The 14,059-nt window shown below is 63.1% G+C and carries 10 protein-coding genes; 3 read left to right on the plus strand and 7 right to left on the minus strand.

Going from position 1 to position 14,059, the window contains the following annotated elements; translation table 11 throughout:
* Positions 1-32 precede the first annotated feature (32 nt).
* Entirely contained in the window at positions 33-863 is an 831-nt protein-coding gene (locus Q4I12_RS13510; RefSeq protein WP_302261992.1) for a 1,4-dihydroxy-6-naphtoate synthase, read from the minus strand.
* A gap of 110 nt (positions 864-973) precedes the next feature.
* On the opposite strand from Q4I12_RS13510, the gene mqnE reads away from it, so the two are divergent.
* Positions 974-2,107: an aminofutalosine synthase MqnE gene (mqnE, locus tag Q4I12_RS13515; protein WP_302261993.1), complete on the plus strand. Its 1,134-nt coding sequence runs from the start codon at positions 974-976 to the stop codon at positions 2,105-2,107.
* Positions 2,104-3,231 (plus strand): cyclic dehypoxanthinyl futalosine synthase, encoded by a 1,128-nt coding sequence (mqnC, locus tag Q4I12_RS13520; protein WP_302261994.1) that lies wholly within the window; start codon positions 2,104-2,106, stop codon positions 3,229-3,231. The genes mqnE and mqnC overlap by 4 nt, the downstream gene beginning before the upstream one ends.
* 609 nt (positions 3,232-3,840) lie before the next feature.
* Here the strand turns inward: mqnC and Q4I12_RS13525 are convergent.
* Both Q4I12_RS13525 and Q4I12_RS13530 read right to left on the minus strand, forming a co-directional pair.
* On the minus strand, positions 3,841-5,298 hold the full coding sequence (locus tag Q4I12_RS13525) for a catalase (RefSeq protein WP_302261996.1): 1,458 nt from the start codon (positions 5,296-5,298) through the stop codon (positions 3,841-3,843).
* 217 nt (positions 5,299-5,515) lie between these two features.
* Positions 5,516-5,965, minus strand: a complete 450-nt coding sequence (locus tag Q4I12_RS13530) for a GlcG/HbpS family heme-binding protein (protein WP_302261998.1) — start codon at positions 5,963-5,965, stop codon at positions 5,516-5,518.
* A 247-nt stretch (positions 5,966-6,212) separates the two neighbouring features.
* Here Q4I12_RS13530 and Q4I12_RS13535 point away from each other — a divergent pair, with 247 nt between their 5' ends.
* On the plus strand, positions 6,213-7,067 hold the full coding sequence (locus Q4I12_RS13535) for a menaquinone biosynthetic enzyme MqnA/MqnD family protein (protein WP_006008470.1): 855 nt from the start codon (positions 6,213-6,215) through the stop codon (positions 7,065-7,067).
* 553 nt (positions 7,068-7,620) lie between these two features.
* Here Q4I12_RS13535 and lon read toward each other — a convergent pair.
* From lon to tig, 4 genes are all read right to left on the minus strand, one after another.
* Positions 7,621-10,062, minus strand: a complete 2,442-nt coding sequence (lon, locus tag Q4I12_RS13540) for an endopeptidase La (RefSeq protein ID WP_297159148.1) — start codon at positions 10,060-10,062, stop codon at positions 7,621-7,623.
* Between the two features lie 235 nt (positions 10,063-10,297).
* Positions 10,298-11,575, minus strand: a complete 1,278-nt coding sequence (gene clpX / locus Q4I12_RS13545) for an ATP-dependent Clp protease ATP-binding subunit ClpX (protein ID WP_302262002.1) — start codon at positions 11,573-11,575, stop codon at positions 10,298-10,300.
* Positions 11,576-11,578: 3 nt separating this feature from the next.
* A complete protein-coding gene (clpP, locus tag Q4I12_RS13550) occupies positions 11,579-12,181 on the minus strand; it encodes an ATP-dependent Clp endopeptidase proteolytic subunit ClpP (protein ID WP_006008466.1) in 603 nt (200 codons plus the stop codon).
* 143 nt (positions 12,182-12,324) lie between these two features.
* Positions 12,325-13,647 (minus strand): trigger factor, encoded by a 1,323-nt coding sequence (tig, locus tag Q4I12_RS13555; protein WP_168935243.1) that lies wholly within the window; start codon positions 13,645-13,647, stop codon positions 12,325-12,327.
* Between the last annotated feature and the right edge of the window lie 412 nt (positions 13,648-14,059).

Below are 14,059 nucleotides of genomic sequence, written 5' to 3' on the forward strand. Positions count from 1 at the left end.
GATACGTACGAACAGGCCTGATGCGGCCTGCTTTACAGGAAGAGCCCCGCCCCGGGCAGGCGCAGGCCCTGCATCTTCGCCGCAGTCTCCACCAGACGGGCGATGGCCTGACGGCCCGTCTCGCCCAGGTCACGGCTGTACTCGGTGACGAAGGTCTTGATGTGGGCCGAGGTCACGCTCTCGGCCAGCTCCTGCGCGTGTTCGCGGATGAATTCCGCCGAGGCGCGCGGGTTGGCATTGGCATAGTCCACGCTGGCCGTGATGGCCGCTTCGATGGCGCGGGCCAGCTCCACGGGCACGTCGCGGCGCACGGCGATGGCGCCCAGCGGCAGGGGCGCATGATAGGTGGCTTCCCACCACTGCCCCAGGTCCAGCAGCTTCACCAGGCCGCGGTCGGCATAGGTGAAACGGCCTTCATGGATGATGACGCCCATGTCCGCCTCGCCGGTGAGCACCGCGTCCATGACATCGCTGAAGAGCATCTCTTCGCGCGGGCCCTGGAAGCCGCCGTGCAGGGTCAGCAGCAGGTTGGCCGTGGTCATGAGGCCCGGCACTGCCACGCGGGCCGTTTTCCACTTTTCTTCGGGCAGGTCCTCGCGGGCCACCACCAGCGGGCCGCAGCCCCAGCCCAGGGCGGCGCCCGAGGCCATGATGGCATAATCGTCCATGATGTAGGGCACCACGCCCAGCGAAAGTTTGGTCACCGGCAGCTTCTTCTGCCGGGCAAGGGCATTGAGCTCCTCCACGTCGGCCATGTGCGGCGTGAAGTGCGCCGGGGACGGCACCAGATGGTGCAGCAGGGCATGGAAGATATAGGTATCATTGGGACAGGGCGAAAGGCCCAGCGTCATGTTCTCCGCCACGGGACACCTCTCTTTGTTTGATCCGGCGTAACAGTTTGACAGGCAGCGAGACTGGAACATATACTGCGCTGTTCCGGCCTTCGGCCAATCATCATCTGAGGATAACCATTATGCTGGATGCTTCCTATTACGCAAGCCTCGGGCTTGCCGACGTTCTGGACAAGGTCCTTGCCGGCCAGCGCCTGAGCGCCGAAGACGGCATGGCGCTTTTCGCCTGCCCCGATATCACCGCCGTGGGCGCTCTGGCCCACCACGCGCGTTGCCGCATGCACGGGGACAAGACCTCGTATGTGGTCAACCGCCAAATAAATTATACCAATGTCTGCGTCAACGGCTGCGTGTTCTGCGCGTTCCGCCGCGACCGCGAAGAAGACCAGGGGGCCTTCTGCCTGAGCACCGAGGAAGTGCTGGAGCGTCTGCGCGCCGCTGACGCCACGCCCCTGCATCTGGACGAGCTGCACATCGTGGGCGGCTGCCATCCCACCCGTCCTTTCCAGTGGTTCCTGGACACCCTGCGCGCCGCGCGCGAGCTCAATCCCGACCTGCTCATCAAGGCCTTCACCCCGGTGGAGATCGCCCACTTCGCCAAGATGGAAGGCTGCTCCACCCTCGAAGTGCTGCAGCGCCTCAAGGAAGCCGGCCTGGTCATGATGCCCGGCGGCGGTGCCGAGATCTTCGACGAGGGGCTGCGCGCCCGGATCTGCCCCCACAAGGCCGGTTCCGCCGAGTGGCTGCGCATCTCCGGCGAGGCCCACAGCCTGGGCATCAAGACCAACTGCACCATGCTCTACGGTCATCTGGAGACCTGCGCCATGCGCGTGGACCATCTCTGCCGCCTGCGCGAACAGCAGGACAAGAGCGGCGGTTTCACCTGCTTCATCCCCCTGCCCTTCCTGACCGAAAACAGCAAGCTCAAGCTGCCTGAAGAAAAGCTCGGCCCCGTGCGCGGTCTCGACCAGCTGCGCACCGTGGCCGTCTCGCGCCTGATGCTGGACAACATCCCCCACATCAAGGCCTACTGGATCATGATGGGCACCAAGCTGGCCCAGACGGCCCTCTGGTACGGCGCCGACGACCTGGACGGCACCGTGGTGGAAGAGCATATCGGCCATATGGCCGGTGCCGGTTCCGCCCAGGGCCTGACCCTCAAGGAACTGGAATTCATGATCCGTGAAGCGGGCTTCACGCCCGTGCGGCGCAACGCCATCTTCAATACCGTCCAGACCGAGGAGGCCCGCGCATGAGCGACCAGCAGTTCCGTCCGGCGCACAGCGCCTTTGACGAAAGCCCCGAAGTGAAGGAGGCCGCGGCCCTTTCCCTGGCCGGGAAGCGCCTGGACCGCGCCGCCGCCGAAGCCCTGTATTACGGTGCCTCTCTGCACACGCTGGCCCAGCTGGCCCACGCCATGCGCCTGCGCCTGCATCCCGAGCCCATCGTCACCTATGTGGGCGACCGCAACATCAACTATTCCAACGTCTGCGTCTGCGCCTGCCGCTTCTGCGCCTTCTTCCGCGCGCCCGAATCCGGCGAAGGCTACGTCATCACCCGCGAGGAGATGGCCCGGAAGATCGACGAGACCCTGCGCCTGGGCGGCACCCAGATCCTGCTGCAGGGCGGGCACCATCCCGACCTGCCCCTGGAATGGTACGAAGACCTGCTGCGCTGGATGCGTGCCACCTGGCCCAGCCTGCACATCCATGCCTTCTCCCCGCCGGAGATCTTCTTCTGGTCGCAGAAGTTCGGTCTGAGCGTGGACGAGGTCATCTCCCGCCTCAAGGCCGCCGGTCTGGACTCCATCCCCGGCGGCGGCGCCGAGATCCTCCAGAACGATGTCCGCGCCCAGGTCTCGCCCAACAAGTGCAGCGCCGACCAGTGGCTCTACGTCATGGAACGCGCCCACAACCTGGGCATGCGCACCACCGCCACCATGATGTTCGGCCATGAGGAAGAGCCCCGCCACCGTCTGGACCACCTCTTCGCCGTGCGCGAGGTACAGGACAGGACCCACGGCTTCACCGCCTTCATCCCCTGGACCTTCCAGCCCGCCCATACCCGCATCAACGTGACGGCCCCCCTGCCCGCGCCCGCCTATCTGCGCCTGCTGGCCGTGTCGCGCCTGGTGCTGGACAATATCCCCAACATCCAGTCCTCCTGGGTGACCATGGGGCCCGAAGTGGCCCAGCTGGCCCTCTTCTACGGTGCCAACGACTTCGGCTCGCTCATGATCGAGGAGAACGTGGTGGCCGCCGCCGGCGTGTCCTACCACCTGACCCGTCATGAGATCCACAAGATCATCCGTGCCGCCGGCTTCACCCCCGTGCAGCGCACCATGAACTACACCCCTGTGAATCCGCAGCCCGAAGACTAGCTGACCATAAAAAGATGATGTGAGGGGGAGGCCCCCCTTTTGTGGACAAAAGGTGCGGCCTCCCCCTCACGCTCCCCCTCCACGCCAAAAAACTTTGCCCGGATCTGCCCTTTTCCCGCAGGTTCGGACATCGTGTATCGGTGTGGAAAACGGGAAAAAAGCCCAGCAGGTTCTGCCGGTCCACCAGTGCGGCGGGCGTAGGATATGCCCTCAGGTACCGGGAGATTCCCGCAGACAGGAAGATACGGAAAAGCGGACATGGCCGTGATGGTCATGTCCGCTTTTTTTTTGCCGGCAGCATTCCGTCAGCGGAAGCTCTGCCGCGATACGGCGTGTCTTCCGCGCCTGCAACGACGAAGCGCTGCCGGGGCACTGGGAAGGACTCCTTTTCCGGACCGGCTGAAAGGACATGCTGCCGCTTTCAGCCGGAGCCCAGCCTTGCGTGGGCCTTTTGGGGAAAAGGAGACCAGGGAGAGCCATCGGCCCGCAGGGTGCCACCGGATACCGGCCCTCAGGACGTATGCCGCGACGGGGAGGAGGATCCGTCGCTGCGCAGGAGACTCCGGCACCGGCAGCAGGGACAATGGCCCCCTGTCTCACATTGTTTCTTTAGATCTCGCTTTCCGGGATACCGCAGGCCCGGGCCACGCCCGCACCGTAGGCGGGGTCGGCCTTGGCGCAATGACGGATATGGCGCAGCTTGATCTCGCGGGGCGCGTCGCCCAGGGCGCGGGCCGTATTGCCGAACAGCTCTTCCTGCTGTTCCGGCGTCATCACGCGGAACAGCTTGCCGGGCTGCTCGAAGTAGTCGGCATCATCGCAGGGATAGTCCCAGCGGTCCGCATCGCCGCTGATCTTCAGGGGCGGCTCGCTGAAGTCGGGCTGTTCCTGCCAGGCACCCGTGCTGTTGGGCTCATAGCTGGTATAACTGCCGTAGTTGCCGTCCACCCGCATGGCGCCGTCCCGGTGGAAGCTGTGGTAGAGACAGCGGGGACGGTTCACCGGGATCATGTTGTGGTTGACCCCCAGGCGGTAACGCTGGGCATCTCCATAGGAGAACAGACGGCCCTGCAGCATCTTGTCGGGCGAGACGCCGATGCCGGGCACCAGATTGGCGGGATTGAAAGCCGCCTGCTCCACCTCGGCAAAGTAGTTCTCGGGATTGCGGTTCAGTTCCAGCACGCCCACTTCGATGAGGGGATAATCCTTGTGGTACCAGACCTTGGTCAGGTCAAAGGGATGATAGGGCAGCTTTTCGGCGTCCTCCTCGGGCATGATCTGGAAATACAGGGTCCAGCGGGGGAAGTCGCCCTTTTCGATATGCTCGTACAGATCGCGCTGGTGACTGTCCCGGTCACGGCCGATGAGTTCCTGCGCCTCGGCATCGGTGAGGTTCTTGATGCCCTGCTGGGTCTTGAAATGGAACTTGACCCAGAAACGCTTGTTCTCCGCATTGATGAGGCTGTAGGTGTGGCTGCCGAAACCGTGCATGTGACGGTACGACGCCGGGATGCCGCGATCGCTCATGACCACGGTGATCTGGTGCAGGGCTTCGGGCAGCAGGGTCCAGAAGTCCCAGTGGTCCGTGGCGCTGTGCATGTTGGTGCGCGGGTTGCGCTTGACCACATGGTTCAGGTCGGGGAACTTGAGCGGGGCACGCAGGAAAAAGACCGGCGTGTTGTTGCCCACCATGTCCCAGTTGCCCTGGTCCGTGTAGAATTTGACGGCAAAGCCGCGGATGTCGCGTTCCGCGTCCGCTGCGCCGCGCTCGCCGGCCACAGTGGAAAAACGGACGAAGACTTCGGTCTGCTTGCCGACCTCGGCAAAGAGCGAGGCCTTGGTATACCGGGTGACGTCATGCGTCACCGTGAACGTCCCGTAAGCACCGGAGCCCTTGGCGTGCATGCGCCGCTCCGGGATGACCTCACGGTCGAAATGGGCCAGTTTTTCCTGGAACCAGACATCCTGCATCAGCATGGGGCCGCGCGGACCGGCAGTCAGGGCATGATTGTTATTGGCTACCGGCGCACCGGCACTGGTGGTCAGGCGGTCATTTTTATCAGTCATGTGCTTTCTCCCTGGTTTGCGCACCTGGTTGGTGCAGTGACAGCCTCCCCCCAGGAGGTATCGCAAGGAAAGAAATGCCATGACCGGCAACTTTTATAAATAGGAATTATTACTATTTAGTTATTTTCTCACTTTTCCCGCCGGATCTCCCTCGGGCAGCGGCCAGCCGCCCGCATGTCACGCCGTACGCCACGCGGGCAGTGCCCCGCGCGCAGGATTAATGCTGCAACACCAGCAGGCCGATGCGGGCCAGACGTCCGTCTTCACTGCCGTGGGCACCGCCGACCCCGATACCGCCCATCACCACATTTTCCAGGATGACGGGGATACCGCCTTCCATAAGGGAGAAATTGGGGTCGAGATAACGGATGTCCGAGGGGATGGAGCCGTCCCGTATGCCACGGGCTATGGCGACCGTCTCGCGCTTCTGGGAGGCCGCCGTGTAGGCTTTTTTGTAACTGGCGTTGAGCGTATGCACACCGGCGTGATGGTCGCGCAGCACCGCCAGTATCTGGCCGGAGCGGTCCACCACGGTCACGGTGACGGCATGCCCGCTCTCGCGGGCCTCATGCATGACCACCTCGACCATGGCCTGGGCCTGTTCACCCGTCAGGACAGGCTCACGCACGATGGCGCCCGCGGTCTCGTTTTCCAGTGCTGCAGCCATGACCGGAATCCCCCCAAGCAGCGTACCTGCCAGCAATACTCTCAAAAACGTTTGAACATGACTCACCTGCTTTTTTCCATCATATACAGGAAGGCCGAGGGACGTCAAAACGCCTGCTCCCGCCCTTTCCTTTTTGGCGGCGGCCTGTTATGCAGCATTCCGGGATGCGTCCGCACGGGTGCCTCCCTTCCCGCTGCCCCCGGACAGCCCACCAAGAAACGGCCGCTCTGCGGCCAGGAGGAATGCCATGTCCAGTGAACCCGGTCTGCCCGCTGATGCCCTGCGCATGGGCCGTATCGGCTACCTCAACGTCCTGCCCATCTATCATCCCCTGGAAGCGGGCATCATCCCCCACGATTTCGAGATCATCTCCGGGCCGCCCGCCGTCCTCAACAACATGATGGCCCGGGGCGAGCTGCACATCTCCTCCAATTCCTGTTTCGAATACGCCATGCGCCCCGAGCGCTACCATCTGGTGGAGGATCTTTCCATCGGTTCCCACGGCAATGTCATGAGCGTGCTGCTCATGTCCCGCCGCCCCGTGGAACAGCTGGGCGGCCAGACCATCCTCATCAGCGGCGAGACCCACACCTCCGTGGCCCTGCTGCGCCTGCTCATGAAGGACCACTACCACTGCGACGTGAACTACGTCACCGGCGCCGTCACGCCCACCCTGGGCACGGACAGGGCCCCCGAAGCCTTCCTGGCCATCGGGGACGAAGCCCTGCGCCTGCGCAACCATCCTGACTATCCCTACCGTCTCGACCTGGCCGATGCCTGGGTGGAATGGACCGGCCTGCCCTTCATCTTCGGTGTCTGGGTGGTCAGCCACGACGCCGTGCAGAAAAAACTTTTCCACAGCGACCCCGGCGCGCTCATGCGTCAGGGCCGTGACTGGGGCCTCTCCCATATGGATGTCATCCTCGACCTCACCGGGCACGGCTGCCCCCTGTCCCGCGAGGAACTGACCGTCTATTACAACGAAGGCCTGACCTTCAGCCTGGGCGAACGCGAACTGCAGGGCCTCAGCCTCTTCTACCGCAAGCTGGCCGACGCCCGCATGATCCCCGGCGTGCCTCCCCTGCGCTTCTTCCACATGTAAGCAAGTTTTTTGGGGGAAGGAGGGACCTTGCCCTGCTGTCGATGCCCGTAGCGCCCTTCGTCGCAACGGGCACGACCTGCGGCCGCCTTCGGTCGCCGGCTTGTGCGCAAAGGTCCCTCCTTCCCCCAAGCCCCCATCCTCCTCCCAACGCGCTTTGTGCAGGAGGATGGATTCCCCGGTACGACGCCGGACAGCCCCCATTGCCGGTCCCCCGGCAAAAATGGCCAAGACAAGCACGGCTCTCTGACAAAGAGGCCTGCGCCCAAAACAAAAACGCGGAAGGCACTCTGCCCTCCGCGTTTTTGTTTTATACCGGACATCCGTTCAAAGGTACGCTGCGCACGCAAGGCACGCCATACGTACCAAAAACAGGAAGAGGAAGGCACAATACCTTCCTCTTCCTGTTTTCCCGGTCCACGGGCCGTTGTCCGCTCCCCACCGTTCAGCGGCGGGGACCGGCGGCCCCACCTGAAAAAAGTTTTTTGGAAGGGGGTGCGGGGGAGAACCTTTTGTCCACAAAAGGTTTCCCCCGCATCTCTCCCCTCCTCACATATTATTGCGGCGCAGCGGCGCTGCTGTCCTTGTCGTTCTTGCCGGCGCGCAGGCTGAGATACAGCGGCCGGGCCGTGGCGCGACCGGAAAAGATCTCTTCCACGGAAGCGGCCAGGGCATGGGGCAGGACTTCGTCCACATGGTCCACGAAGACGATCTCCAGATCTTCCAGCACCTCGGCGGGCACTTCCTTGAGATCCTTTTCGTTGTCATGCGGCATGAGGACCTTCTTGATGCCGCTGCGGCGGGCAGCCAGCAGCTTTTCCCGCAGGCCGCCGATGGGCAGCACGCGGCCGCGCAGGGAGATCTCGCCGGTCATGGCCACATCGTTGCGCACCGGGATGCCCAGCAGGGCCGAGGTGATGGACGTGGCCAGGGTGATGCCGGCCGAGGGGCCGTCCTTGGGCGTGGCGCCGTCGGGCACATGCACATGGATGTCCACCTTGCGGTGGAAACGCGGGTCAAGGCCCAGGATCTCGGCGCGGGAACGCACATAGGTCAGGGCCGCACGGGCGGACTCGGTCATCACGTCGCCCAGCTGGCCGGTGATGACCACCTGCCCGGAACCGGACATGAGGCTGGTCTCCACCATCAGGATCTCGCCGCCGCGCTGGTTGTAGGCCAGACCGGCGCAGACGCCCACCTGGGACTCGCTCTCGCGCTCCTCGTGGCGATACTTCTTGACGCCGAGGAAGGAAGCCAGGTTCTGGCGGGAGATGCTCACGCACTTGTCCAGATCGTTGTCCTCCACCAGACGGATGGCGGTCTTGCGGCACAGGGCGGCAATCTCGCGCTCCAGATTGCGCACGCCCGCTTCACGGGTGTAGGAACGGATGATCTCCAGGATGGCGCCGTCGGACAGCGCGATGTTCTCCGGCTTCAGGCCGTGTTCCTTCACCTGGCGCGGCAGCAGGAAGTTGCGGGCGATCTGGCGCTTTTCCGTCTCCAGATAGCTGTTGAGCTCGATGATCTCCATGCGGTCCAGCAGCGGTGCCGGGATGGTATCCAGCGAGTTGGCCGTGGTGATGAAGAACACCTTGGAGAGGTCGTATTCCAGATCCAGATAGTGGTCCATGAAGGTGTTGTTCTGTTCCGGGTCCAGCACTTCCAGCAGGGCCGAGGCCGGGTCGCCCCGGAAGTCCGAGGTCATCTTGTCGATCTCGTCCAGGCAGAACAGGGGGTTGCTGCTCTTTACCCGTTTCAGGGACTGGATGATCTTGCCGGGCAGGGCGCCCACATAGGTACGGCGGTGACCGCGGATCTCGGCCTCGTCACGCACGCCGCCCAGGGAAAGGCGCACGTATTCGCGTCCCGTGGCCCGGGCCACGCTCTTGGCCAGCGAGGTCTTGCCCACGCCTGGCGGGCCCACGAAGCAGAGGATGGGACCGCGCAGGCCGTTGGAGAGCTTCTGCACGGCCAGATATTCCAGGATGCGGTCCTTGGGCTTTTCCAGACCGAAGTGGTCGCCTTCAAGGATGGCACGGGCCTTTTCGATGTCGATATCGATCTCTTTGAGGTCGTTCCAGGGCAGATCCAGCAGCCAGTCCACATAATTGCGCACCACGGTGTATTCCGCGGCCGAGGGCGGCATGCTGCGCAGCTTGCGCAGTTCGGACTGGCAGCGCTCGCGGGCTTCCTGCGGCATGTTGCGGCCTTCGAGCTTCTTTTCCAGCTCGTCCACTTCCGCCTGGGGATCGTCCTCGCGGCCCATCTCCTTGTTGATGGCCTTGAGCTGCTCGCTAAGGTAGTACTCGCGCTGGTTGCGCTCCATCTGCACCTTGACGCGGTTCTTGATGCGCTTTTCCACCGAGGCCAGGGCCACTTCGCCCTGCAAAAGCTCGTACACGCGCTCCAGGCGCTCGGTGACGTCGGCGATCTCCAGCACTTCCTGCTTCTTGCGGTAATCCACCTTGAGGTGGGGCACCACGGCGTCGGCCAGCGGCCCGGCATCGCGCAGGGCCATGATGGACATGAGCGCTTCCTGGGTCAGCTTCTTGTTGTTCTTGGCGTACTCTTCCAGCGCTTCCTGCACGGTACGCACCAGGGCCTCGCGCTCTTCGGGGCGGCTCTCGCTTTCCGGCACGGTGCAGAGCATGGCCATCAGGCAGTTGTCCTCTTCGCGCAGCTCCGTCCAGCGGGCACGGTGCAGGCCTTCGAACAGCACCTTGATGGTGCCGTCGGGCAGGCGCAGCATCTGCAGGACCTTGCAGACGACCCCCACGGGGCTCAGATCATCGGCGCCGGGCTTCTCCACATCGGGCTCGCGCTGGGCCACCAGGAACATCTGCTTGTTGTAGCCGGACTGGGCCAGTTCGATGGCCTTGATGGAGGCTTCGCGCCCCACGAAAAGCGGCATGATGGTACGCGGCAGCATGACCACTTCGCGCAGGGGCATGACCGGCAGCTCGGCAAAAAAGCGCGCTTCGCGCTGGAATTCGGACATAGTGTACCTCGTAAAAGGGCCGCGCGGGCGGCCCGCTCAGCCGTCGGGACGGCCGGGCCGGATGGCCCCGTATATCGTTGAAAGGGGAAGGATCCCTTCTGCCTGCGGCAAAAGCGGATGCTTCCCCCCCTTTCAGATCTTGTGACAGCCTGCCCGGGGGCAGGCCCCGGCAAGGTGCGACCGGCAGCAGCAGGGGGGAGCGTCTCCACGCCGTGCGACCATGCCGGAAGCCGGGCTAGTTCAGGCTGGTATCGGCAGCAGCGCCTTCGGCGCTTTCGCCATACAGCAGCACCGGCTCCTTGCCCTTTTCGATGACGGCCCGGTTGATGAGGCATTCCTTGACACCGGGCATGGAGGGCAGGCGGAACATGATGTCCAGCATGGTGCGCTCCATGACGTTGCGCAGTCCGCGCGCGCCGGTCTTGCGCTCGATGGCCCGGGCCGCGATGGCCTTGAGGGCATTGGGCGTGAAGCGCAGCTGCACGTGGTCCAGTTCGAACAGCTTCTGGTACTGGCGCACCAGGGCGTTCTTGGGCTCGGTCAGGATACGCACCAGATCGGCCTCGTCCAGATCGTCCACATGGGTGATGATCGGGATACGGCCCACGAATTCGGGGATCAGACCGAACTTGACCAGGTCCTGGGGCTGGATCTTTTCCAGCAGCTCGCCCAGGGGCATCTCCTTCTTGGAGCAGACCTGGGCGCCGAAGCCCATGGAGCTGCCGCTCATGCGGGAGCCCACGATCTTGTCCAGGCCCACGAAGGCACCGCCCACGATGAACAGGATATTGCTGGTATCCATGCGGATGAATTCCTGCTGGGGATGCTTGCGGCCGCCCTTGGGCGGGATGTTGGCCTCGGTACCTTCGATGATCTTGAGCAGGGCCTGCTGCACGCCTTCACCGGACACGTCACGGGTGATGGAGGGGCCGTCGCTCTTGCGGGAGATCTTGTCGATCTCGTCGATGTAGATGATGCCCTTGCTGGCGGCTTCGATGTCGTAGTCGGCATTCTGCAGCAGCTGCACCAGGATGTTCTCCACATCCTCGCCCACGTAACCGGCTTCGGTCAGGGTCGTGGCGTCGGCGATGGCAAAGGGCACGCGCAGCACCTTGGCCAGGGTCTTGGCCAGCAGGGTCTTGCCGCTGCCGGAGGGCCCCACCAGCAGGATGTTGCTCTTTTCCAGTTCCACGTCATCGCCCAGGGCATCGGCGAAGAAGACGCGCTTGTAGTGGTTGTGCACGGCCACGGAGAGGATCTTCTTGGCCTCGGTCTGGCCGATGACGTATTCATCCAGGCGGGCCTTGATCTCCTGCGGCGAGAGCAGGCGCTCGTCGGCCTCCTCCACCTGCTGCTGGACCTTGTCGCGGGCGATGATATCGCCGCAGGCGCGCACGCAGTTGTCGCAGATGCAGGCGTTGTCCTGCACGATAAGGTTGTTCACCTCCAGCTCGCTGCGTCCGCAGAAGGAGCAGCGCAGCGGTTCCTGTCCGGAATTCTTGCTGTTGGACATAGACTAGTTTTTCTCCGTCATATCGCTGCGCGATACCAGTACCCGGTCGATGATGCCGAATTCGAGGGCCTGTTCGGGGGTGAGGAAATTGTCGCGTTCCGTGGCCCGGACCACCTCGTCATAGCTCTTGCCGGTGTTCTCGGCCAGCATGGTGTTCAGGCGTTCCTTGATGCGCAGCATCTCGCGGGCGTGGATGTCCACATCCGTGGCCTGGCCCTGGAAGCCGCCCAGCGGCTGGTGGATCATGATCTGGCTGTTGGGCAGCGCGTAGCGCATGCCCTTCTGCCCGGCAGCCAGCAAAAATGCCCCCATGCTGGCGGCCCGGCCCATGCACACCGTGCTGACGGGCGCGGTGATGTAACGCATGGTGTCGTAGATGGCCAGACCGGCGGTCACGGAGCCGCCGGGAGAATTGATGTACAGGTTGATCTCCTTCTCCGGATCCTGGGATTCCAGGAACAGGAGCTGGGCGCAGACAAGGGAGGCCACAGTGTCGTTCACTTCGCTGCTCAGCAGGATGATGCGATCCTTGAGCAGGCGGGAATAAATATCGTAGGCACGTTCGGAACGGCCCGTGGTTTCGATGACCATGGGGACGAGGGACATGAAAACCTCTCTGTGAGTTAAACCGTATAAATTCGACGCCGCCGCGACGGGAGAACCGCCGCGGCGTACGTCAAAAGCGGACGACGAAGCGTCGCCGGAAAGGTGCGGGAAACATCTGCACCATGGTGCAGACATCGCTCGCTTTAGTTGTTTTCTTCAGTCTTTTCAGCAGCCTTGGGCTCCACTTCCTTCACCTGGGCCTTGGCGTAGATGGCGTCCATGGCCTTGTCGGCCAGGATGCGGTCACGCAGGGTGAAGATCATGCCGCTCTTTTCATAGGCTTCGCGAACCTGCTTGAAGTCTTCGCCGCTGCGCATGCACAGCTGGTAGAGCTGGGCATTGACTTCCTGCTCGTTCACATCCAAGCCTTCCTTCTTGGCGATGGCCAGCAGCAGCACCTGCATGCGGGTGATCTCTTCGGCCTGGGGCTGGACTTCCTTCAGCAGTTCTTCTTCGGTCTTGCCCAGGGAATCCAGGCTCTTGCCCTGGCGTTCCATGCGGGCGCGCATGTCGGCCAGCAGGGTGCGGGCCTGCACGTCCACCATGCTGGGCGGCAGTTCGAATTCCACCATCTTCACCAGCTTGTCCAGCATGGACTTCTGGGCGGAACCCTTGTTCAGGTTGTAGCGGCTGGAGCGGTAGCTTTCGCGGATGCCGGCCTTGAGCTTTTCCACGTTTTCCACGCCCACGGCCTTGGCCAGTTCGTCATCCACGGCGGGCAGCTGACGTTCCTTGATGGCATGCACCTTGACCTTCATGGTCACGGTCTTGCCGGCCAGGTCCTTGGCCAGGAAATCTTCGGGGAAGGTGATGTCGCCTTCGGCTTCGCAACCCAGCTTGATGGTCTTGACCAGGTTTTCGAAATCTTCCAGGGCCTGCTTTTCGCCCAGGGCCAGATCGAAGCCGTCAGCCTTGATGCCTTCCAGGGGCTGACCGTTTTCGTAGGCGCAGAAGTCGATGTTGGCCACCTGGCCGTCCACGGCCGGGCCGTCGCCGTCCACGGGCACCAGCTTGGCGCGGTCGCGGCGGATGCGTTCCACCACTTCTTCCACTTCAGCGTCGTCCACGATGGTCTTTTCCTGCTCCACTTCCATGCCTTCGTAGGGGGGCAGATCGAAGGTGGGCAGCACTTCGAACTCGATGCTGTAGTTCATGCCCTTGCCGCGTTCCATGACAGGCTCGCCGTCCACCATGTTGATACCGGAGACGGGGGTCACGTCCAGCTTGGACATCACTTCATTGATGTGCACGTTGACGAGGTCCTGACGGGCCTCTTCATAGATGCGGTCGCGGAAACGCTGTTCGATGACGGAAGCGGGCACCTTGCCCTTGCGGAAACCGTCAATCTGCACAGACGTCTTGTACAGGGCGACAGCGCCCATGATGGCGGCTTCCACTTCCTTGGGATCAGTGGTGATGGCAACCTTTTTCTTGACCGGGGACAAATCTTCAACAGTATATTCCACGAGGCGCTCCTTTAACGAAAAGTCTCTTTTTTCCGCCGCGCCCCGGGGATGCCCCGAAGACGACCGCGACCTGGGCCGCACGGCAGTTCTCTGAATGATGATGCGGTGCAGAACACGCATCATCCGGCATGGCGAGCGACTCGCCAGCCACGACAATCGCTTCTCATAGCCCAAAGAAGGGCGGATTTCAAGCGGCTGGGCGCCGGTCTCCCGGCAGCTCTCTGCCGTCAAAGATAAGCACGGAAGCGTGCCGGTCAAGATGAAAAGCCGTCCTTTGGCGAAACGGTGAAGAAGGCAGCAGGAGGCGCTCAGGTACAGGCAGAAAGAGGTGAAGGAACAGGGCCGCGGTCTGATGCGGTATGGCCCGTGATGCCACGGCAAGAAGGGATGGACGGAGGATACCCCTTGGCCG

Source organism: Desulfovibrio piger (assembly GCF_951793255.1).
In the GTDB taxonomy this organism is placed as follows: Bacteria; Desulfobacterota; Desulfovibrionia; order Desulfovibrionales; family Desulfovibrionaceae; genus Desulfovibrio.

Bases quoted from the DNA above. Each gene is read 5' to 3' on its own strand.
- mqnE (WP_302261993.1), top strand. From the start codon at position 974: ATGCTGGATGCTTCCTATTACGCAAGCCTCGGGCTTGCCGACGTTCTG.
- mqnC (WP_302261994.1), top strand. From the start codon at position 2,104: ATGAGCGACCAGCAGTTCCGTCCGGCGCACAGCGCCTTTGACGAAAGC.
- Q4I12_RS13525 (WP_302261996.1), bottom strand. From the start codon at position 5,298: ATGACTGATAAAAATGACCGCCTGACCACCAGTGCCGGTGCGCCGGTA.
- Q4I12_RS13530 (WP_302261998.1), bottom strand. From the start codon at position 5,965: ATGGCTGCAGCACTGGAAAACGAGACCGCGGGCGCCATCGTGCGTGAG.
- Q4I12_RS13535 (WP_006008470.1), top strand. From the start codon at position 6,213: ATGTCCAGTGAACCCGGTCTGCCCGCTGATGCCCTGCGCATGGGCCGT.
- lon (WP_297159148.1), bottom strand. From the start codon at position 10,062: ATGTCCGAATTCCAGCGCGAAGCGCGCTTTTTTGCCGAGCTGCCGGTC.
- clpX (WP_302262002.1), bottom strand. From the start codon at position 11,575: ATGTCCAACAGCAAGAATTCCGGACAGGAACCGCTGCGCTGCTCCTTC.
- clpP (WP_006008466.1), bottom strand. From the start codon at position 12,181: ATGTCCCTCGTCCCCATGGTCATCGAAACCACGGGCCGTTCCGAACGT.